Source organism: Streptomyces sporangiiformans, from assembly GCF_005768555.2.
GTDB classification, from domain to species: Bacteria; Actinomycetota; Actinomycetes; order Streptomycetales; family Streptomycetaceae; genus Streptomyces; species Streptomyces sporangiiformans.
Map to the genome: position 1 here is coordinate 15778 of NZ_VCHX02000330.1, position 19949 is coordinate 35726.

17 protein-coding genes are annotated in these 19949 nt (G+C 72.3%); 6 read left to right on the forward strand and 11 right to left on the reverse strand.

The features are described from left to right. Positions 1-32: 32 nt before the first annotated feature. The gene (locus tag FGD71_RS41645) at positions 33-2063 is read right to left on the reverse strand and encodes a HelD family protein (protein ID WP_119105774.1); all 2031 of its coding nucleotides are present in this window, start codon (positions 2061-2063) and stop codon (positions 33-35) included. A gap of 367 nt (positions 2064-2430) precedes the next feature. Between FGD71_RS41645 and FGD71_RS41650 the strand changes: the two genes are divergently transcribed. Next, the gene (locus FGD71_RS41650) at positions 2431-2631 is read left to right on the forward strand and encodes a hypothetical protein (protein ID WP_119105775.1); all 201 of its coding nucleotides are present in this window, start codon (positions 2431-2433) and stop codon (positions 2629-2631) included. Between the two features lie 27 nt (positions 2632-2658). On the opposite strand, the gene FGD71_RS41655 is transcribed toward FGD71_RS41650, so the two are convergent. Together FGD71_RS41655 and FGD71_RS41660 are read right to left on the reverse strand one after the other, a co-directional pair. Next, on the reverse strand, positions 2659-4308 hold the full coding sequence (locus tag FGD71_RS41655; protein ID WP_119105776.1) for a DNA repair helicase XPB: 1650 nt from the start codon (positions 4306-4308) through the stop codon (positions 2659-2661). A 108-nt stretch (positions 4309-4416) separates the two neighbouring features. Next, positions 4417-7017, reverse strand: a complete 2601-nt coding sequence (locus tag FGD71_RS41660) for a helicase C-terminal domain-containing protein (protein WP_119105792.1) — start codon at positions 7015-7017, stop codon at positions 4417-4419. Positions 7018-7366: 349 nt separating this feature from the next. On the opposite strand from FGD71_RS41660, the gene FGD71_RS41665 reads away from it, so the two are divergent. Both FGD71_RS41665 and FGD71_RS41670 read left to right on the forward strand, forming a co-directional pair. Next, positions 7367-8920 carry a substrate-binding domain-containing protein gene (locus FGD71_RS41665; RefSeq protein ID WP_119105777.1) on the forward strand — a complete coding sequence of 518 codons (1554 nt, stop codon included), beginning with the start codon at positions 7367-7369 and terminating at the stop codon, positions 8918-8920. Between the two features lie 76 nt (positions 8921-8996). Further along, the gene (locus FGD71_RS41670; protein ID WP_119105778.1) at positions 8997-10064 is read left to right on the forward strand and encodes a hypothetical protein; all 1068 of its coding nucleotides are present in this window, start codon (positions 8997-8999) and stop codon (positions 10062-10064) included. Between the two features lie 13 nt (positions 10065-10077). Here FGD71_RS41670 and FGD71_RS41675 read toward each other — a convergent pair whose 3' ends face one another. The 3 genes from FGD71_RS41675 to FGD71_RS41685 are packed head-to-tail and all read right to left on the reverse strand — an operon-like array spanning position 10078 to position 13039. Next, positions 10078-10968, reverse strand: coding sequence for an ABC transporter ATP-binding protein (locus tag FGD71_RS41675; RefSeq protein WP_119105779.1), 891 nt, complete (start codon positions 10966-10968; stop codon positions 10078-10080). Beyond that, positions 10965-12050, reverse strand: coding sequence for a FecCD family ABC transporter permease (locus tag FGD71_RS41680; protein WP_119105780.1), 1086 nt, complete (start codon positions 12048-12050; stop codon positions 10965-10967). Before FGD71_RS41680 ends, FGD71_RS41675 begins: the two co-directional genes overlap by 4 nt. Continuing rightward, a complete protein-coding gene (locus tag FGD71_RS41685; RefSeq protein WP_119105781.1) occupies positions 12047-13039 on the reverse strand; it encodes a FecCD family ABC transporter permease in 993 nt (330 codons plus the stop codon). Before FGD71_RS41685 ends, FGD71_RS41680 begins: the two co-directional genes overlap by 4 nt. A gap of 158 nt (positions 13040-13197) precedes the next feature. On the opposite strand from FGD71_RS41685, the gene FGD71_RS41690 reads away from it, so the two are divergent. Next, positions 13198-13821, forward strand: coding sequence for an HAD family hydrolase (locus FGD71_RS41690; protein WP_119105793.1), 624 nt, complete (start codon positions 13198-13200; stop codon positions 13819-13821). Positions 13822-13894: 73 nt separating this feature from the next. Here FGD71_RS41690 and FGD71_RS41695 read toward each other — a convergent pair whose 3' ends face one another. Continuing rightward, the gene (locus FGD71_RS41695; RefSeq protein WP_119105782.1) at positions 13895-14143 is read right to left on the reverse strand and encodes a hypothetical protein; all 249 of its coding nucleotides are present in this window, start codon (positions 14141-14143) and stop codon (positions 13895-13897) included. A 177-nt stretch (positions 14144-14320) separates the two neighbouring features. On the opposite strand from FGD71_RS41695, the gene FGD71_RS49820 reads away from it, so the two are divergent. Then, positions 14321-14704 carry a cold-shock protein gene (locus tag FGD71_RS49820; protein ID WP_119105783.1) on the forward strand — a complete coding sequence of 128 codons (384 nt, stop codon included), beginning with the start codon at positions 14321-14323 and terminating at the stop codon, positions 14702-14704. 101 nt (positions 14705-14805) lie between these two features. Here the strand turns inward: FGD71_RS49820 and FGD71_RS41705 are convergent, their stop codons facing one another. The 4 genes from FGD71_RS41705 to FGD71_RS41720 form a co-directional block, all read right to left on the reverse strand. Beyond that, positions 14806-15696: a 1,4-dihydroxy-6-naphtoate synthase gene (locus FGD71_RS41705; protein WP_119105784.1), complete on the reverse strand. Its 891-nt coding sequence runs from the start codon at positions 15694-15696 to the stop codon at positions 14806-14808. Continuing rightward, positions 15677-16366 carry a futalosine hydrolase gene (locus tag FGD71_RS41710; protein ID WP_119105785.1) on the reverse strand — a complete coding sequence of 230 codons (690 nt, stop codon included), beginning with the start codon at positions 16364-16366 and terminating at the stop codon, positions 15677-15679. The genes FGD71_RS41705 and FGD71_RS41710 overlap by 20 nt, the downstream gene beginning before the upstream one ends. Before the next feature lie 10 nt (positions 16367-16376). Continuing rightward, complete coding sequence (locus FGD71_RS41715; RefSeq protein WP_119105786.1) at positions 16377-16883, reverse strand: hypothetical protein; 507 nt, start codon at positions 16881-16883, stop codon at positions 16377-16379. An 84-nt stretch (positions 16884-16967) separates the two neighbouring features. Then, positions 16968-18314, reverse strand: a complete 1347-nt coding sequence (locus tag FGD71_RS41720; protein WP_119105787.1) for an MFS transporter — start codon at positions 18312-18314, stop codon at positions 16968-16970. A gap of 446 nt (positions 18315-18760) precedes the next feature. Between FGD71_RS41720 and FGD71_RS41725 the strand changes: the two genes are divergently transcribed. Further along, positions 18761-19684 (forward strand): DUF3027 domain-containing protein, encoded by a 924-nt coding sequence (locus tag FGD71_RS41725; RefSeq protein WP_338120109.1) that lies wholly within the window; start codon positions 18761-18763, stop codon positions 19682-19684. Positions 19685-19949: the final 265 nt, after the last annotated feature.

Here is a 19949-nt window from a genome sequence, read left to right on the forward strand (position 1 = left end):
CATTGACGGGTCCCGGTGATCCGGTCGGCGGATCAGGCCAGTTGCGGCGGCAACGGCGCGGCGTGCGTCACGATCAGGCCCGAGACGGCTCGGGTCAGGGCCACGTACAGGCGGCGCAGGCCGGTTCGTTCGTCGGGCTCGCCGTCGACGACCGCCCGCGGCTCGTCCAGGACCACGTAGTCGTACTCGAGGCCCTTGGCCAGCGAGGCCGGTACGAGGGTCAGGCGGGACTCGGCCGTCGTCTCCTCGCCCGGGCCCAGGTAGCTGATGCCCGCCGCCGCGAGCGCCTCGGCGAGGACGGGGACGCGCGCGTCGGCCGCGATCAGGCCGGTCGAGCCCTCGTGGGCCAGCAACTCGCGGCAGGCATCGACCACTTCGGCGTCGGCATCGATCGTGCGCACCTCGAAGAAACCCGGGTTCTCCCGGACCGACGCCACCGGGGTGAGCCCCGGCGCGATGTGCGGGAGGAGCAGGGACGCGTACGTGATGACGTCCGTCGGGACGCGGAAGCCGGCCGTCAGCTCCGCCACGACCGCCTCCCGCTTGCCGAGATGGGCGAGCGCCTCGTCCCAACTCCGCGTCGCCCAGGGCGTCGTACCCTGCGCCAGATCCCCGAGCACGGTCGCCGAACCGGTCGTGCAGCGCCGCCCCACCGCCCGGTACTGCATCGGCGACAGATCCTGCGCCTCGTCGAGCACCACATGCCCGAGCGAGTGCGTGCGCTGCACCAGATCGGTGGCCTCGTCGATCAGCACGGCGTCCGCGGCGGACCACTTGGCGGATTTCGGCGACCGCCCGGGCCTGGCCCACAGGATCGTCTTCTGCTCGTCCTCGGTGAGGACACCCTCCGCGTGTACGGCGAGGAAGTCGGCGTCGGAGAGCAGACGCAGCACGAGCCGGGCGGGGTCGACCGGCGGCCAGATCGCCTTCACCGCAGCCTTCACGGCGGGGTTGCGGGCGACGGCGTCCTGTACGCGGTCGTCCGGTGCCTCGCCGGACCGCTCCATCTGGACGAGCACGGCGTGCGCGATGCGCTGCGGCAGGGCCTCGCGTGCGGCTCCGTAGCGGATGTCGCGGTCCAGCAACTCCTGGACGATCTCCTCCAGTTCGTACGCCGGAACCCGCCAGCGCCGCGAGCCGCGTACGACCACGACCGGCTCGGTCGGCAGGGTGACGTGCGAGCGCACGGCCCTCCCGAGGACCACCGCCATACGGGCGTCGCCCTTGACGACCGCGGCCGCCGCGTCGTCCGTGCCCCGCACCTCCACATGGGCGACCAGGTCGTCGACCGTCGCCTGCTTGACCTCCAACTCACCCAGGGCGGGCAGCACTTGCTCGATGTAGTGGAGGAAGGAGCGGTTCGGCCCGATGACCAGGGTGCCGGTGCGGGCGAGCCGCTCGCGGTGGGCGTACAGGAGATACGCGACCCGGTGGAGCCCGACCGCCGTCTTTCCGGTGCCCGGACCGCCCTGCACGCACAACGTGCCGCCCAGGCCGCTGCGTACGATCTCGTCCTGCTCGGGCTGGATCGTCGCCACGATGTCGCGCATCGGGCCGACGCGCGGGCGCTCGATCTCCTGCTGGAGCAGCTTGCTGCTGACGGCCGCCTCGGACGGGTCGGAGAGGTGTTCGTCCTCGTACGCGGTGAGGTCGCCGCCCGTGTACCCGAAACGGCGGCGCAGCGCGATGTCCATCGGGTCCTTCTTGGAGGCCCGGTAGAACGGCTGCGACACCGGCGCCCGCCAGTCGATGACCAGGGGGTCGCCGTCGGCGTCGTGTACATGGCGGCGGCCGATGTGCAGTGTCTGATAGGCGGCGTCGTCGGCGCCCGGCGCGTGCAGGTAGTCGAGACGTCCGAAGAACAGGGGGGTGTGGGCCAGGTCGGCGAGGGCCTTGATGCGTTCGTCGATCTGGTGGGCGAGTGCCTCCGCGTTGACCCAGTTCGCGGTGACGTCTCGGATGTCGAGGGACTCGACGTCCTCGCGCATGGCGCGCAGCGCGGCGCGGGAGTGGGCGAGGTGGGCGCGCTCGCGGGAGAGGGGGGCGTCGGACGGGGTGGACACGGCGGTTGCCTCCGGGGCCTGGGCCTGCTGAGTGGGTGTGCCTGGGGTGGGCCTCGTCGCCGTACGGCATGCGCTGGGGTACGGCGGGGCTGCGGGGCCGTCCGGTTTCCGTGCGGGCGGCGGCGCTCCACGGAGGGAGGCGGGCAAGAGCGGAGATTCTAGGCGAGGGGCGATCGGCGGATCCAACGGATTTTCGCGAGCGCGCCCCTCCCAAGCCCCCCCCCGAGCCCTCCCGAGCCCTCCCAAGGCCCTACTACCCCTAGTGGTTCCCCAGGGGGACAGGTACGCCCAGAGGCGTATGCCGGGGCCCCGGAGGTTCGGCCCACAGGCCGATGTCACGCCAATGGCCGAAAAGCATCATGGAGACATGAGCGCAGCAACCCTCAACCCGGCTTCCGGCCCCGCGCGGCACCGCCCGCCGTCCGGCGCGACCACATACGACCACCGCGACCACCGCCATCTCCTCGGCGACGCGCTGCGCGCCGTCAAGGTCTTCGCGAGCACCGCGTTCGATGTGCTCGTGCTGGGTGAGTACGGCGAGGAAGCGGGCGTACGCCGCCGCCGGTGAGCCGGTGAGCCGGTGAGCAGGCGAGTTTCAGGCTTCTTCTTCCGCCAGCAGCTCGTCCGCGTCGACGATCCGGTACGCGTACCCCTGTTCCGCCAGGAAGCGCTGGCGGTGTGCGGCGAAGTCCTGGTCGATGGTGTCCCGGGCGACGACCGAGTAGAAGTGCGCCTGGTGGCCGTCGGCCTTGGGGCGCAGCACACGGCCGAGGCGCTGGGCCTCCTCCTGGCGTGAGCCGAACGTTCCCGAGACCTGGATCGCGACCGTCGCCTCCGGCAGGTCGATCGAGAAGTTCGCGACCTTCGAGACGACGAGCACGCTGATCTCGCCCTGCCGGAACGCTTCGAAGAGCTTCTCGCGCTGCGCGTTGGACGTCTCGCCCTTGATGACGGGCGCGTCCAGGTGCTCGCCCAGTTCGTCGAGCTGGTCGATGTACTGGCCGATGACGAGGGTCTGCTGCCCGGCGAAGCGGCGCACCAGCGCCTCCGTGACTTTCCGCTTGGTGTCGGTCGTCGCGCAGTAGCGGTACTTCTCCTCGGTCTCGGCCGTCGCGTACGCCAGCCGCTCGGCGTCGGTGAGGTTCACGCGGACCTCGACACAGTCCGCGGGCGCGATGTAGCCCTGCGCCTCGATCTCCTTCCACGGCGCGTCGAACCGCTTGGGCCCGATGAGCGAGAACACGTCCGACTCGCGGCCGTCCTCCCGTACGAGCGTCGCGGTCAGCCCGAGGCGGCGGCGCGCCTGCAGATCCGCCGTGAACTTGAAGACGGGAGCCGGCAGCAGATGCACCTCGTCGTAGACGATCAGCCCCCAGTCGCGGGAGTCGAACAGCTCCAGATGCGGATAGACGCCCTTCCGCTTGGTCGTCAGCACCTGGTACGTGGCGATGGTGACCGGCCGGATCTCCTTCCTCGTACCGCTGTACTCGCCGATCTCGTCCGCGGTCAGCGACGTCCTCCGCACCAGCTCGTGCTTCCACTGGCGGGCGGAGACGGTGTTCGTGACGAGGATGAGCGTGGTCGCCTTCGCCTGAGCCATCGAACCGGCTCCGACCAGCGTCTTCCCGGCACCGCAGGGGAGGACGACGACTCCCGACCCGCCGTGCCAGAAGTTCTGCACCGCCTGCTTCTGGTACGGCCGCAGCGCCCAGCCGTCCTCGGCCAGCTCGATCGGATGCGCCTCCCCGTCGACGTACCCGGCGAGGTCCTCGGCCGGCCAGCCCAGCTTCAGCAGCGTCTGCTTGATCTGCCCGCGCTCCGAGGGATGCACGGCGACGGTGTCCTGATCGATCCGGGCGCCCACGAGCGGGATGATCCGCTTCGAGCGCAGGATCTCCTCGAGTACGGGCCGGTCGGTGGTCGTGAGCACCAGACCGTGCGCCGGGTCCTTGGACAGGGTGAGCCGCCCGTACCGGTCCATCGTCTCCGCGACGTCGACGAGCAGCGCGTGCGGCACCGGATACCGGCTGAACTCCACGAGCGCGTCCACGACCTGCTCGGCGTCGTGCCCGGCGGCCCGCGCGTTCCACAGCCCGAGCGGCGTCACCCGGTACGTGTGGATGTGCTCGGGCGCCCGCTCCAGCTCGGCGAACGGCGCGATGGCACGACGGCAGTCGTCGGCCCGCTCGTGGTCGACCTCCAGGAGCAGGGTCTTGTCCGACTGGACGATGAGAGGTCCGTTCAACGTGCGTCCCTTTCTGCACGGCGGGCACCGAGGCGTGGGCGCTCGACCAAACGTCCAGTGTGCCTGATCCTGTCCGCGTGTGGTGTGCCTCGGGCCTTCGTCACGCGGTCACGCGGGGTCGTCCGCGAGTTCCGCGACGCCCGTGATGCGGTGCAGCGGGTACGTGCGGACCTCGTCCGCCGTGTGGTCGTACGCCGTCACATAGCCGCCCTCGACGCGGACCGGGGCGATGACGCGCTGGCTGGCGGCGCCTTCGGCGTTGACGTAGCCGATCCACAGGGGTTCGCCGGTGAGGACGGCGGCCTGCATGGTGGCGAGGGTCTCGGCGGAGGTGGTGCGGGGGAGGGTGCCGCCGCGGGCCGGGGCCGGAGTGGGGGCGGGGGCCGGGGCGGGTTTGCGGGGCGTCGTGGACGCCAGGTCACCGGCGCGGACGGCGCGGATCGCCGCGCGCAGCAGGGTGGCGTCGGGGACCGGCGGGCCGTCCGGGACGGGCTCGGGTGCCGTGCGCGGCGGGGTGCGGTGCGCGTGGGCGCGGGCGATCAGTACGTCGCCCGCCGCGGACTCCGCGGCGGGCGCGAAGCCCATCGCGCGCAGGCCGTCGAGGAGTGTCGCGGGGTCGGCCTGGGCGGCCAGGACGGTGGGTGCGAGGCGGCGCAGTCGGAGCCCCTGGGACCGCTTGTCGGCGAGGATCTCGTTCAGCAGGGCGTCGTCGTCGCAGCGGACGTACGCCGACGCGGCGCCGATCCGCAGGTGGCCGTGTCTGCGGGCCACGTCGTCGATCAGGTACGTGAGGGGCTGCGGCACCGGCGTACGGGAGTGCTGGGCGAGGAACGCGTGCAGGTCCGACGCCGAGCGGCCCGCGTCCAGCGCCCGCCGCACCGATCCCGGCGTGAACCGGTACACCGTCGCCCCGCCCTTCGACTCCACGTCCGCGAGCACCCCGAGCGTGTCCGCCAGCGGACGCTCCAGCGGGCCCGGCGCGACGGCGGTGAGGTCCGCCTGGAGCAGGACGTGGTCGAGGGGTTCGGGGAGGAGCGGCGCGAGGAGCCGGCCGGCTCGGGAGGCGGCCGCGGCCAGTTCGGCCCCCGGGGTGGTCGCTGTCGGCGGCGCCCCCAGCAGCGCCCGGCCGTGCGTCGACAGCGCTCCCCGACCCGTGATCCCCAGCATCTCCGCCTCGGACAGGGTCCAGCGGGCGAGTCGGGTGCGCAGATCGTCCGCCGGGGGCTGAGGCGACGCGGGCTGAGGCGACGCGGGCTGAGGCGACGCGGGCTGAGGTGTCGAGGTCTGCGGTGTCGAGGTCTGAGGCGTCGAGGTCTGAGGCGTGGTGCCGCGCGGGGGGCGCTCCCAGTGGAGGCGGGCGGTCAGGGAGTCGGCGGAGGGCGCGGCGCCTTCGGGGAGTGTGGCGAGGAGGGTCAGGACGCGGTGGCGGACCTCGGGCGCGGCGGAGCGGTCGAGGCCTGGGCCCAGCGCCGACAACGTACGGTCCTTCGTGTCCCGCCCGCCGACCAGGCCCGCCGTCCGGGTGGCCGTCAGCCACGCCGTGGCCAGCCGGGTCCAGCGCTCGGCGGCGGGCAGCTCCAGCCACTCGTCGTGGGCGGGCGTCGCGGCGTACCGCTCGTCGGCCTCGCCGTCCGAGGCCAACAGGCCTGCCGCGTAGGCGAGTTCGACCCAGAAGGCGGCGATCGGCTCGGTCACGTCCAGGGCCGCCGCGGTGCGCTTCAGGTCCCGTACGCTCAGGCCGCCCGCGCGCAGGACCGCCGGGCCGCCCTCGTCCCAGTCCTTGAGCAGTTCCTCGACGGTCGCGAGCGCGGTGTACGCCTGGCCTGCCGCCGTCGCGTCCACAACCTGTGGACGGTGTGTGCCCACGGGCACGACGGCCGGCGGTGACGGCTCCACCGAGCGGTGTGCGCGGCCGGCCCTGAGATGCAGGGCGACCTCGCGGGGGAGGACGACCGTGCCGGGCGCCGTCGGCAGCAGCAGGCCCCGGTCAAGAAGCCAGCGCAGGCGGGGGGCCGGGTCGGCCGTCACCTGGCCGTACGGCGGGCCCCAGACCAGCCGCGACAGGACGTCCAGGGAGTCGGCCGGGGCGGTGTCGAGGAGGTCCCGCATGCGGGCGCGGTCGGTGAACAGCGCGGTCAGCGACGCCACCGCCGACACCGCGTCGTGCGTCGTGGGCAGCCCGGCCGTCGCGAGGATCTCCTGGATGCGGCCGGGGGACATGCCCGCCGTGGCCTCCGTGACCGTGGGGCCGAGGCCCGTCGGGGACGGGTGCTGCGGCGACGGCGCGAGCAGCTCGCGGGCCGTGCGGACCAGGCGCAGCCGGTCGTCCGCGCCCCACACCAGGGCCTGGCCGCGCAGCGTCGCGAGGGCGTGCGGGAGGGCGTCCGTGACGTCCGGGTCGCCCTCGTCACCGGCCAGCAGGGCCAGGAGCGTGTCGTACGCCGCCGGGTCCGGGGCCACGGCCAGGGCCTCCGCCGTCTGCAGCGCGAAGCGGTCCAGGCGCTCCAGGGCGCGGATCACGGAGGCGCGGGTGCCGGCGCGGGTGGCCAGCTGCGTGAGGTCGGACGGTACGGGGGTGATCAGGTCGGGGCGGGCCTGGAGGAGGGCGGCCAGGGAGGCGTCGTCGCGGGCCCGCAGCTCCTCCGCGAGCGAGCGCGGCTGCGCGCCCGCGGGTGCGGGGTCCTGAGGTGACCGATCCTGGACGCTCATCCGGTCCACGGTAGCGGGTACCTCCGGTGGTGGAGCGGTCTCGCCTTCTGCTGGTGGGTGGGTCGGGGCCGGGCGACTGCGGCTGGGTGCCCCGATCCCGACCCGGGTGCGCCCCTTTAGGGGCACGGGGAACCGCGCGACCAGCCACGGCCGGCCAGCAGCCGAAGTACGAAACCACCCACCCCACCCACCCCACCCACCCGGACGGCCAACGGAAGGGAAACCCCCGGCGACGCAGATGACCCCCGGATGAATTCGATCCGGCGGATCCCCGCCTACCCGGCAGTACGGCCACGTCCACTCGTACCTTTGCCCCCCACCCAACTGTGCGCATCCTTCTGGGAGTTCGATGGTGGAGGGTTTCCCCTGGGAGTCGGCGCTGGCCGTACTCGGACTCACCGTCCCGGTGATCGCGGCGCTGTGGGAGTTCGCCCTCGTCGGCCGAAAACGCCTCGGTTACCGCGTACAGATGGACACCACGGCCACAGACGCCGCCCACTCCCCGCACGCCGGAGTACTGGAGCGGATGCAGCGCGAGAACACCGCACTGCGCGATCCGTCGTTCGTACTGCTCCGCATCCAGAACAGCGGTTGGACCCTCATCGACGCGGGCGACTACGTGGCCCGCGACGACGACCCCGTCGGCATCCGCGTCACGTTCCCGGGCCGCCGCGTGGCCGGCATGGTGGTGACCGAGCTCAGCCACGACTACCTGGGCCCCTGTTTCGACGGAGCCGCGGGCCTCAGCTGCAGCGACGGAATGATCGAACTCCCCAAGGTGCCCCTCAACCGAGGCGCCCACTACAAGGTGCTCGCGGCCCTGGAGCGCGACCAGGACTTCACGCAGGACCAGCCGTTCCCCGATCCCGTGATCGTCGCGGGCGTCAAGGGCGGCGTACGCGGCGGGAAGATCAAGAAAACCGAGAGCCACACCTTCGCGTCGAAGCCCGTCATGGTGCTGATCGCCTTCCTGGTCGCGGTGGCCGCCGCCCAGTCCTTCACCACCTTCACCCGCGACGATGCGGTCGCCGCTCCGCTGGACTGCGCCAAGGGGACTTTGATCCTGTCCGGTTCCACCGCCTTCGAGCCCGTCGTCCGGCAGGCGGCGAAGCAGTACGTGAAGACCTGCCCCGACGCGCGCATCCCCCTCTCGGACGACTCCTTCAAGGGCAGCGTCGCGGGGCTCAACTCCCTTGCCGCGGCGGGGAAGAAGACCAAGATCAAGGAGGATGCCGGGCTCGGCGACCGGCTCGCCTTCACCGACGGGCCCAAGAGCGACGGGCGGCCTCAGCTGCTGCCCAGACCCGTCGCGCTCTCCCTGTTCACCCTCGTCGTCAACAAGGACACCGGTGTTCAGGACCTCTCCCTGCGGCAGGTCAGGGACCTGTACGCCGGAAAGATCACCAACTGGCGCCAGGTGCACGGCAATGACGTACCCGTACGTCTCGTCAGCCGCAGCCCCGGCTCCGGAACCCGGACCACCCTCGTGCGCCAAGTCCTCGACGGCAAGCAGCCGATGGGGGTCACCGTCGAGGACTGCGCGGCGCTGGACGGGGAAGAACCGGGCCGCTGCGAGGTCGGTGACACGGCCACCCTCCTGAACACCGTGGCGTCGACCCCCGGCGCCCTCGGCCACAGCGAGGTCGGCGCCGCGGCCGCGCACGACGACCTCCAGCAGGTACGCATCGACGGCTATCCGGCGACGCTGGAGGGCGCGGACGAGGGGGCATACCCGTACTGGCAGACCGAGTTCGCGTACACCTACGGCGAACCGCCCGCCGACTCCCTCGCCGCGGGCTTCCTGCGCTACCTCGCCAACGAGGTCGGCAAGGACATCCTCCGCTCCCACGGGCACCGGCCGTGCTCGGAATTGGAGAAGCCGTTGCTGTGCCGTCCCTCTTGACCTGTGCGGGCGAGGTACGGTCGGTTTGTTGTCGGGGTGCCCGAGGATGCCAACACTGCCGCCCCGGAGGGACTTCGTGGGGATCGAGAGCGACAAGCTCGTGTTCGACTATCTGAGCCAGGTGGGCGACCTGGCTCAGTCGCGGCAGCTTCCGTCCGCGACGCGCATGCGCCTGGTGACCGAGCTGCGCGGCGAGATCGACCGGCGCCGCGCCAAGGCAACGGTCGACAGTCCGGCCTCGGTCCGCCGCATCCTCGCCCGCCTCGGCAGCCCGGAGGACGTGGTCTCGGCCGCGCACACGGACGCCGACGGGGGCACGGGGGAGACGAGCGCCGCCGCCGTACCCAGCCAGCGCATGAAGGAGCCCGAGGAGCCCCCCAAGCGCCTGCGCCGCGTCGTCCCGCGCCCGCGCCCCGCGGAGCCGGAGACCAGTGACGTACCGCCGTTCCCCGACGACGCGCCCTCCCCGCCGCACCTCGCGGGCATCGACGAACTCGGCTCCGGCCGGCCCGACTGGTGGCGTGTTGACAGCGGTCCGTTCGGCCCCTCGGACAGCAGCCCGCTCGGCACGACGGACAGCGTGCCCGGGTTCGTGGGCGGCGTGGAGATCCCCGAACTGCTCAAGCCCCCGCCCGGGGACAAGCACGAACCCGGGCCGGCAAAGCCCACGCCGCTCGCCAAAGCCGAGCCCGAGGAGCTGGTCGAGGAGCCGGCCGACGGTGCCGGGGCGGCGGCGTCCGGGACGACGAAGAAGAAGCCCCGGCGCCTCGTTCCCGCGATCCGGCCCCGCCCGCGCGCCGGTGGCGGTCGCCCCAACCCGCTCCTCCTGCTCGCCGCCGCCCTGCTGGTCGCCGGTGCCTTCATCGGCAACGTCGTCCCGATGGGCCTCGGCTGGCTCATCGCCTACCTCTCCCGTCGGCTGACCCCCGCCGAGTCGAAGTGGGCCGTCCTGGTCGTACCCGGGCTGGTGGCCGCCGCCGGCATCACCTGGCTCTGGGGCCGGACGGAAGGCCGCTGGGGCGAGCCCATCGCCCAGGGCCACATGAGCGACGCGATCGCCGAGACCTGGCCCTGGGTCCTCAAGGGCGCGGCCGTCGCCTCGGCGCTGTACCTGGTGTGGCGCTCCCAGCGCGGGCGCTCGTAGAGCGCGGCACGCGCTAGCCGGAACGCTCCGCGACCTCGGCGTCGACCTCGGCGTCGGCGTCAGCCTCGACCTGGGCCTCGGAGCCAGCCTCGACCTGGGCGTCCTCGTCCTCGCGCGCCCCCTGCCAAGGAACCCCCGGCACCACCAGCGGCGACCCCGTCACCGGATCCGGAACCACCACGCACTCCAGCCCGAAGACCTCCAGGACGCGTTCCGCCGTCACGACCTCCGACGGCGTCCCGGAGGCGACGACCTGCCCCTCCTTCATGGCGATGAGGTGGTCGGCGTACCGGGCGGCCTGGTTGAGGTCGTGCAGGACGACGACGACCGTGCGGCCCCGGTCATGGTTCAACTGGCGGACAAGGTTCAGGACTTCGACCTGGTGCGCGATGTCGAGGTAGGTCGTCGGTTCGTCGAGCAGGAGGAGTTCCGTCTCCTGGGCGAGCGCCATCGCGATCCAGACCCGCTGCCGCTGCCCGCCCGACAGCTCGTCCACGGGACGCTCGGCGAGCGCCGCGACATCCGTGCGCTCCATCGCCTCCGTCACCGCCCGCTCGTCCGCGTCGGACCACTGCCGCCACCAGCTCTGGTGCGGCTGGCGACCGCGCGAGACGAGGTCCGCGACGGTGATCGCCTCGGGCGCGACGGGCGTCTGCGGCAGCAGGCCGATCTGCTGGGCGATCCTCTTGGTCGGCAGCTGGGCGAGCGAGGTCCCGTCGAGGAGCACGGCCCCGCCCTTCGGCTTGAGCAGCCGTCCGAGGGCACGCAACGTGGTGGACTTGCCGCAGGCGTTGGGGCCCACGATGACGGTGACCTGCCCGTCGGGTATCGCGAGGTCGAGCTCGCGTACGACGACGCGGTCCTCGTACGCGAGGGTCAGCTCACGCGCCGACAGCCTGCTCATGCCTTGCCTCCAGAACGGCCCGTACCGCCGGGGCGGCCGGTACGGCTTCGGACGATCAGCCAGATCAGATACGGCGCCCCCACGGCCGCCGTCAGCACGCCCACCGGCAACTCGGTGGGCGAGAACAGGCGCCGCGCCAGCAGATCGGCCAGCACGACGATGACGGCGCCCAGCAGCGCGGAGCAGACCAGCGGGATCTGCGCGGTACGCGTCATACGGCGGGCGATCTGCGGGGCCAGCAGCGCCACGAAGTCGACCGGGCCGGCCGCGCCCGTCGCCACCGAGGCCAGGACGACGCCGAGCAGCACGAGCCCGAGGCGTACCCGGTTCAGGCGTACGCCGAGCGCGGTGGCCGTCTCGTCGTCGAGGCCGACCGTGCGCTGGGCGCGGGCCGCCCACGCCACGGCCGGGACGAGCAGCAGCAGCGCCCAGCCGAGCGGCGTGGCCTCCGGCCAGCCACGGCCGTTCAGCGAACCCGTCATCCAGATCTGCGCCTGCTGCGCGACCAGATAGTCGCCCTTCGTCATGAACAGCGTCGTGATCGAACGCAGCGCGATCGCGAAGCCGATCCCGATCAGCACGAACCGCGTGGCGTGCAGCCCGCCGCGCCAGGCGAAGGCGTACACGAGCCCGGCGGCGAGGATGCCGCCCAGGACGGACAGATACGGCAGGACCGTGTACGAGGTGACTCCGAACGTCATCGCGCCCACCGTCAGCGCGCTCGCGCCCTGGCTGATGCCGATGATGTCGGGGCTGGCGAGCGGGTTGCGGGCGACGGTCTGGATGAGCCCGCCCGCCACCCCGAAGGCGGCGCCGACGAGCAGCCCGACCACGAGACGGGGCGCCCGCAGCGTTCCGACGACCAGTTCGTCCGGCGACGGCCGCCCCGTCAGGACCTTGAGGACCTCGCCGGGCGCCACGAACATCTCGCCCACACAGAGGTACGCCAGACAGGCCGCCGCCAGCACCGCCGCGAGGCCCACGCCGACCGCGGCCGCCCGCCGGTGCAGCAGGAACGCCGCGCGGCCGGTGCGCAGCACCGCGTATCCGGCCGAAGTGACCCCGTATCCGTTCGCCGTCACGCCGGAACCGCCTTCCTGCGCACGAGCCCCACCAGGAACGGCACCCCGATCAGCGCCGTCATCACCCCCGCCGGGACCTCGCTCGGCGGGAACACCACGCGGCCGACCGTGTCCGAGACGAGCAGCATCGTCGGGCCGAGCAGGGCGGAGAGCGGCAGGACCCACCGGTGTGCGGGCCCCACGATCGCGCGGGCGATGTGCGGCACCGCGAGGCCGATGAAGGCGAGCGGGCCCGCCGCGGCGACGCCCACTCCGGTGAGGACCGTCGCTCCGATCCCGCCGACCACCCGTACCGTCGCGACCCGCTGTCCGAGCCCCTTCGCCACGTCCTCGCCGAGCGCGAGCGCGTCCAGGCCGCGGGCCACGGACAGCACCAGCACGCCCCCGGCGAGCAGGAAGGGCCACACCTGCCCGACGATCTCCGCGTCCCGCCCGGCCAGCGAACCCACCTGCCAGAAGCGGAACTCGTCCAGCGCGGAGGCCTTGGTGGTGAGCACGGCGGTCGTGACGGACACGAGCAGCGCGTTGATGGCGGCGCCGCCGAGCGCGAGCTTCACCGGCGTGGCACCGCCCCGCCCGCTCGACGCGATCGCGTACACGGCGACCGAGGCGATCGCCGCTCCCGCGAAGGCGAACCAGACGTACCCGGTGAGCGTGTGGATCCCCGCGAACGCGATCGCCAGCACCACTCCGACCGACGCGCCCTGGCTGATGCCGAGGATGCCGGGGTCGGCGATGGGGTTGCGGGTGATGCCCTGCAGCACGGTTCCGGCCAGTGCGAGGCCCGCGCCGACCATCAGGCCGATCAGGGTCCGGGGCAGCCGCAGGCCGCGTACGACGTCTGCAGCGTCGCTGTGGCCGCCGTTCAGCAGCGCGTCGAACACCGCGGACGGCGCGACGGCGCGGGCGCCCACGGCGAGGCTGAACAGCACCGCGAGGAGCAGCGCCACGACGGCAGCGACCATCGCGAGAGCGCGTCTTACTGCCATGGGCCGGTGACTCCGCGGGGGGATGGGGAGGGCTGGTGGGGAGCGATGGGGAGCGATGGGGAGGGCTGAGGAGGGCTGGTGGTTGGGGGATAACGGGAGGGTTGGTAAGGCTTCGCTAAGTGTATGGGGCGGCTGTGGCGGCCGAACGGCTGGGCACAATGGCCCATATGACTTCTCGTGCGCTGACCGTCGGCTTCGACCTCGACATGACCCTCATCGACTCGCGCCCCGGCATTCACGCCTGCTATGTGGCGCTTTCGGAGCGGACAGGGACGTACATCGACGCCGATCTGGCCGTCACGCGGCTCGGCCCGCCGCTGGCGGAGGAGTTGGTGCACTGGTTCCCGGCCGACCAGGTCGCCGCGATGGCCGACGTCTACCGGGAGATGTACCCCGCCCACGCCATCGCCGGGGCGCCGGCGATGGCCGGAGCCCGTGAGGCGGTCGCGGCCGTGCAGGCGGCGGGCGGGCGCGCGATCGTCGTCACCGCCAAGTACGAGCCCAACGCCAAGCTCCACATCGAGCACCTCGGCATCGCCGCCGACGCCGTCATCGGCGACCTCTGGGCCGAGGCCAAGGCGGAGGCGCTGCGCGAGTACGGGGCGGGCGTCTACGTCGGCGACCACATAGGCGACGTACGCGGTGCGCGTACCGCGGACGCGCTGTCCGTCGCGGTGGCCACCGGTCCGTGCGACGCGGAGGAATTGCGTGCGGCCGGTGCAGATGTCGTACTGAAGGATCTGACGGCTTTTCCGGCCTGGCTGGCGGAATACCGCGCCTAGGGCTTGTCCGGTGGACAGGCCCTGGACCTGTCCGGCGGCTCTTCTGAGACCTGCCCGGCTCTCCTTTGGCCGGTCACCGCACGGAGCGAGCGCGGCGGCGCTGTGCCGCGATCGTGCGCAGCACGCCCGCGCCCGCGATCAGGAAGCCCACGCCCATCAGCATGCTCAGGCCGAACATGTAGGTCGGGAAAGGTGACTTGCCGAGCAGTAGGGGGGCCACGGTGACCAGAGTGGCCATGGCTCCGACGAAGAACACGATCGCACCGGTACGGACCAATCGGGCACCGGGTTCGGAGGAATTCGGTTGGGTTTTGTCACGCACCCGACCAGGGTAGTTCCCAGCGCGTAGGAACAATCCGGCGACGTCTTGTCAGCCGCCGCCGGACCATTAGCCTTGGTACCGGCGGGTCGGGCGGCCCGCTGTAGTGCTGTACAGAGCAGTTTTTTCCGAGCCGTTCATTCCGAGCAGTATCCGACGAGTACGAGGACGAGGACAGACGTGCCTACCGGCAAGGTCAAGTGGTTCAACAGCGAGAAGGGCTTCGGCTTTCTCTCCCGCGACGACGGCGGAGACGTCTTCGTGCATTCCTCGGTCCTGCCCGCCGGAGTCGATGCTCTCAAGCCGGGCCAGCGCGTGGAGTTCGGCGTCGTCGCCGGCCAGCGCGGTGACCAGGCACTCTCCGTGACGCTCCTGGACCCGACCCCCTCCCTGGCGGCCGCTCAGCGCCGCAAGCCGGACGAACTCGCTTCCATCGTCCAGGACCTGACGACGCTGCTCGAAAACATCACTCCCATGCTCGAAAAGGGCCGCTACCCGGACAAGGCCTCCGGCAAGAAGATCGCGGGCCTGCTGCGCGCGGTGGCGGACCAACTGGACGTGTAGCTCCCTCCCCGCGCCCCTTCAGGGGCGCGGGGCCTGTATCCATGTGCGGCTCCGCCGCGCGGGCGGAAACCCCACCCCACCGACCCGCAGCCGACACCGCCCTACGGGAAGTGCAGCGCGTCCGGCGCGAGGGCCGGAACCAACCCTTCGGCCGCCGCGCGGGTGAGCAGGCCGCGAACCGCCGCGTACCCCTCTTCACCGAGGTCCGCCGTGAACTCGTTCACGTACAGCCCGATGTGCTGGTCGGCGACCTTCGGATCCATTTCCTGGGCGTGCTCCAGGACGTAGGGACGCGAAGCCTCCGGGTCGTCCCAGGCGGCCCGCACGGACGCCCGCGCGGACTCGGCGAGCACACGCAGCCGCTCGCGCCCCAGCGAGCGCTTGGCGATGATCGCGCCCAGGGGAATGGGGAGGCCGGTCGTCCGCTCCCAGTGCTCACCCATGTCGGCCAGCTTGTGCAGACCGTAGTTCTGGTAGGTGAAACGGGCCTCGTGGATCACGAGCCCGGCGTCGATCCTGCCGTCCCGTACCGCCGGCATGATCTCGTGGAAGGGCAGCACGACGATCTCGCCGATCCTGCCGGGCAGCGCGTCCGCGGCCCACAGGCGGAAGAGCAGATACGCGGTCGACTTCTCGCTGGGCACGGCGACCGTACGGCCCGTGAGGTCCACGCCCGGCTCCCGCGTCAGCACCAGCGGCCCGCAGCCCCGCCCCAGCGCACCGCCGCACGGCAGCAGCGCGTAGGTGTCGAGGACGTACGGCAGGACGGCGTACGACACCTTCAGCACGTCGAACTCGCCGCGCTCGGCCATACCGTTGGTGACGTCGATGTCCGCGAAGGTCACATCGAGCGCGGGCCCGCCCGGGATCCGTCCGTGGGCCCAGGCGTCGAAGACGAAGGTGTCGTTCGGGCAGGGGGAGTACGCGATCCGCAGCGGCTGTGACGGGCTCGCCGGCGGCTGCTGGGAGCTGTCAGGGCTCGTGGGGCTCATTGGGCTCATGTGGGTTCCAACTCTCCAATACGGGCGCGAGCTTCCCGAAAGCCTCGGTGAGTGCGGCGAGGGCGTCACCGATCCGCCAGGCGGCACGGTCGCGCGGGCCGACCGGGTTGGACACGCCGCGCAGCTCCAGCACCGGCACACCGTGCGCGGCGGCCGCCTCCGCGACCCCGAACCCCTCCATCGCCTCGGCCAGCGCCCGCGGATGGCTCCGGCGCAGCTCGGCGGCCCGCTCGGCGCTGCCGGTCACGGTGCTGACGGTGAGGACCGTGCCGGTACGCGCTCCCGTGACGCCCGCGATGTCTCGTACGAGTGTTTTCGGCGGACGGTGGCTGACGGTCCCGAAGCCGAGCTCGGTGACCGGAACGAAGCCTTCCGGGGTTTCGGCGCCCAGGTCCACGACCGTGATCTCGTCGGCGATGACGAGGGAGCCCACGGGCGCCTCGGGCAGGAAGCCGCCACCGATCCCGGCCGAGACGACGAGCCCGTACGCGGCGCCGGTCAGGGCGGCGGTGGTGAGGGCCGTCGCGGTGGCGGCCGCGGCGGCGGCGCAGCCCACGCCCGCGGCCAGCACGTCGTACGTGTCGGGGCCCGGGGCGGCCGTGAACGCGCGTGCCACCGCGTCCCGTTCGGCCGGTACCGCGGTGGCTACGAGGATGCGCATGGTGCCGGGATCAGGCGTCCGCGTTCTCGAGCTTGAAGTTCCACACGCCCTGGAACTGCGAACCCGACTGCTGGACGATGCTGATGTAGAGCGTCTTCGGGGCGGCCTGTCCCTGCTGGTCGGCGAAGAGGTCCACTCCCTGGAAGGCGTAGTACGTCTTCTTGTACGCCGGGGTGACCTGCTGCCCGTTGATCCACAGGGACCAGCCCTTGTCCGCGACCTCCGGGTCGACGCCGATGCGCAGCGTCTCGCCCTGCGGGACCTTGATCGAGTCCGAGGCCTTCTTCAGGGCGCACTTGGTCGCCTCTTCACGGCCGAGGTTCTTGCCGTCCTCGTAGCACACGGCCTCGGCGCTCTTCGAGGACTTGCCGACCGTGACGGTCGCCATCGGCGTCGGCGCGTCACAGGCGGACAGGACGAGAAGTCCGGCGGAAACGGCGCCGACGGCGGCGACGGCGCGACGACGGCGCGCAAGGCCGTGTCCAGTAGCGGCACTGCCGCGGGGCAGGGAGGTCATGGCGGAAGGCTATAGGGCGCCCGAGACGGCTCGGCCACGTGGGGTCCATGGCGTGCCGCCCACCCCTTGCGAGACGTGCTGCCGTCAGGCCACCCGGGCGTGCGGCCGGTCTCCCCGGTGCCGGGCAGAGGCCAGCAGGCCGCGCGCCGTGAACAGCCAGCCGGCCCCGACGATCCCGACGGCCACCGTCAGACCGAGCGCGCCGTTGAGCGGCAGCGCGATCCCGACCGCCCCGCCGACCACCCAGGCCATCTGCAACAACGTCTCCGAGCGCGCGAACGCCGACGTACGCACCAGCTCCGGCACGTCCCGTTGGATTATCGCGTCCAGCGACAGCTTGGACAGCGCCTGAGCGAACCCGGCGACCGCGCCGAGCGCCGCCACCAAAACCGCTCCGAAGAACACCGCCGCGGCGATCGCCACGACCAGCACGAAGGCGATGACCGCCACGATGATGATCTCGGGCGCCCGCGATCTCAGCGCCGCCCCGACCGCCGTACCGAGCGCGTTGCCCACCCCCGCCGCGACGCCCACGATGCCGAGCGAGACGGCCGCGCTCTGGCCGCCGAGCGGGTCCTCGCGCAGCAGGAACGCGAGGAAGAAGATCAGGAACCCGGACAGGGCGCGCAGCGCCGCGTTCGCGGCCAGGCCGTGCGTGACCGCCGCTCCGACCGTACGCAGCCCCGGTCGCTGTGGCGGCTTCAGGTGCGGCCCGTGCAGGTGCTGCTCGTCCGCCGCCAGCAGTGCCTTGTCCTCGCCCTTCGGCGAGTCGACCTTGGGAGGGAGCGAGAACGACAGGATCGTGCCTGCCACGAAGATCACGAAAGCGCCGTACAACGGATAGCGCGGACCCAGCGCCTGAAGCCCCGCCCCGACGGGCGCCGCCGCACCCGTCGCGAGGAGCCCGCCCAGGGTGACCCGGGAGTTCGCCTTCACCAGAGAGAAGGTGGGCGGCAGGAGCCGTGGCACCACCGCGCTTCTCACCACGCCGTACGCCTTCGACGCCACCAGCACGCCGAGCGCCGCCGGGTACAGCTGGATGCTGCCCGTGACCACCGCGCTCGAGAGCAGCAGGGCGAGGATCGCCCTCGCCAGCATCGCGCCCGCCATCGCGGCACGGCGGCCGTGCGGGAGGCGGTCCAGGAGCGGACCGATGACCGGGGCCAGCAGCGTGAACGGGGCCATCGTGATCGCCAGGTACAGGGCCACGCGGCCACGGGCCTCGTCCGTAGGTACCGAGAAGAACACCGTGGACGCGAGCGCCACGGTGATCATCATGTCCCCCGCGCCGTTCACTCCGTGCAGCTCGATCAGCTTGCCGAGGCCCGATTCGCCCGCCCCGTGCGCGTGCGTCGCCTTCCGGATTCCCCTCGCCGTCCCCGAGAACGGCAAATGCAGAGCACGTCCTACGGAGCGGACGGCCCCGCGCACCGGGCCCGCTCCGCTCGTCCGACGAATTTCCCCGGCGCCACCTCGGCCGATTCCGGCGCCGCCGTGGGCCGACTCTGCGTCTGCCACTCCGTCATAGTGCCCCCTGAAGGGCCGGTGTAGCCCGGTTACCGCGCGTATAGCGGCCGAGTGGGGTGCTGTGAGCCTGCTCGCCACGGACCCGCGGAGCGCCGAAGATTCCCGCCGGTGTGTGCCCAGCGGCGGCGAGAGGGTAGCGTGCGTAGCGCGCCCGCGGCGGTGGTTCTCGGCCGCGCGCCTCTCGGTCATACCGCAGAATGGATGACGTAGGTGCGCCCGAGTGCGATCGGGCGCGGACGTCGACGCGGCCCTCCTCCAGTGTCTCAAGGCCTGGGAGGCCCCAGCCGCTCCGTCCGCACCCCCGCCGGGATGGCGCACCCGTGAGACGGCGTAGGAGAGAAGCGATACCTGTGAGCGCGACAACGCGAAGCCGCACACCCGACCGTCTGTGCGCCGAGGCCGTCGACCTCGCCCGGACCGCGGCCGAGGAGGCCGCCGCGCCCGGCGTCGTCGGGGAGCACGCCGGGCTCGTCTCCGAAGGGGACCGCGTCGTCACGCACTTCTTCGAGTGCAAGGAGCCCGGGTACCGAGGGTGGCGCTGGGCGGTGACCGTCGCGCGGGCCTCGCGCGCGAAGATCGTGACCCTTGACGAAACGGTGCTCCTGCCCGGGCCCGACGCGCTGCTCGCTCCCGAGTGGGTGCCGTGGAGCGAGCGGCTCAGGCCCGGGGACATGGGGCCGGGGGACCTCCTCCCCACGGACGCGGAAGATCTCCGGCTGGAACCCGGCTTCACCGGCGAGGACGAGCCCGCGCCGAACTCGCCCATCTCCGGGGAGATGGCCGAGCTCGTCGAGGCCGAGGACGTCGAGGTGACGGAGGGAGCACCGGCGAACCTTCAGGTCGCCCCCTCCCGTGGCTCGATCTCGGCGCTCGCCGAGGAACTGGGGATGCGCCGGGCGCGCGTCCTGTCCCGGTACGGCCTGCACGCGGCGGCCGACCGCTGGGAGGAGTCGTACGGGCCGAAGTCCGCGATGGCCCAGGCGGCGCCTGCCACATGCGTCTCGTGCGGTTTCCTGAATCCCGTCGGTGGGTCGCTGGGGCAGGCGTTCGGCGTCTGCGCCAATGAGTTCTCGCCGGCGGACGGGCGTGTGGTGTCGCTCGGGTACGGGTGCGGGGGGCACTCGGAGGCGGCGGTCATGCCTACGCCGCCGCGGCCGGCTGCGCCGGTGATCGACGAGACGCGGGTGGATCCCTTCCCCCTTCGCCCGTCCCCGGACTCCGGCTCGGTGCCCGCCACCACGGACGAGTCGTCGGCGGAGCTCGGCCACTCCTAGCCTCCGGGTGGGTGGGGGCTTTTCCCTTCCCCGACCCCACCCCTTCCCGAAACTGAGGGCTCCGCCCCCAGACCCCCGACATCGCTCGCATTTCGGCTGCGGGCCGTCGTGGCTGGTCGCGCAGTTCCCCGCGCCCCTGAAGGGCACGCCCCGCTCGCCCCCAGTCACCCAGCGAACCCTGAAGGGGCGCACCCCCACGCTCCCGCAGTCGCCGACGCACGGGAGGGGTCGTGTGCCGGTGCGTCATCGCCCGTCGCGTAGGGCT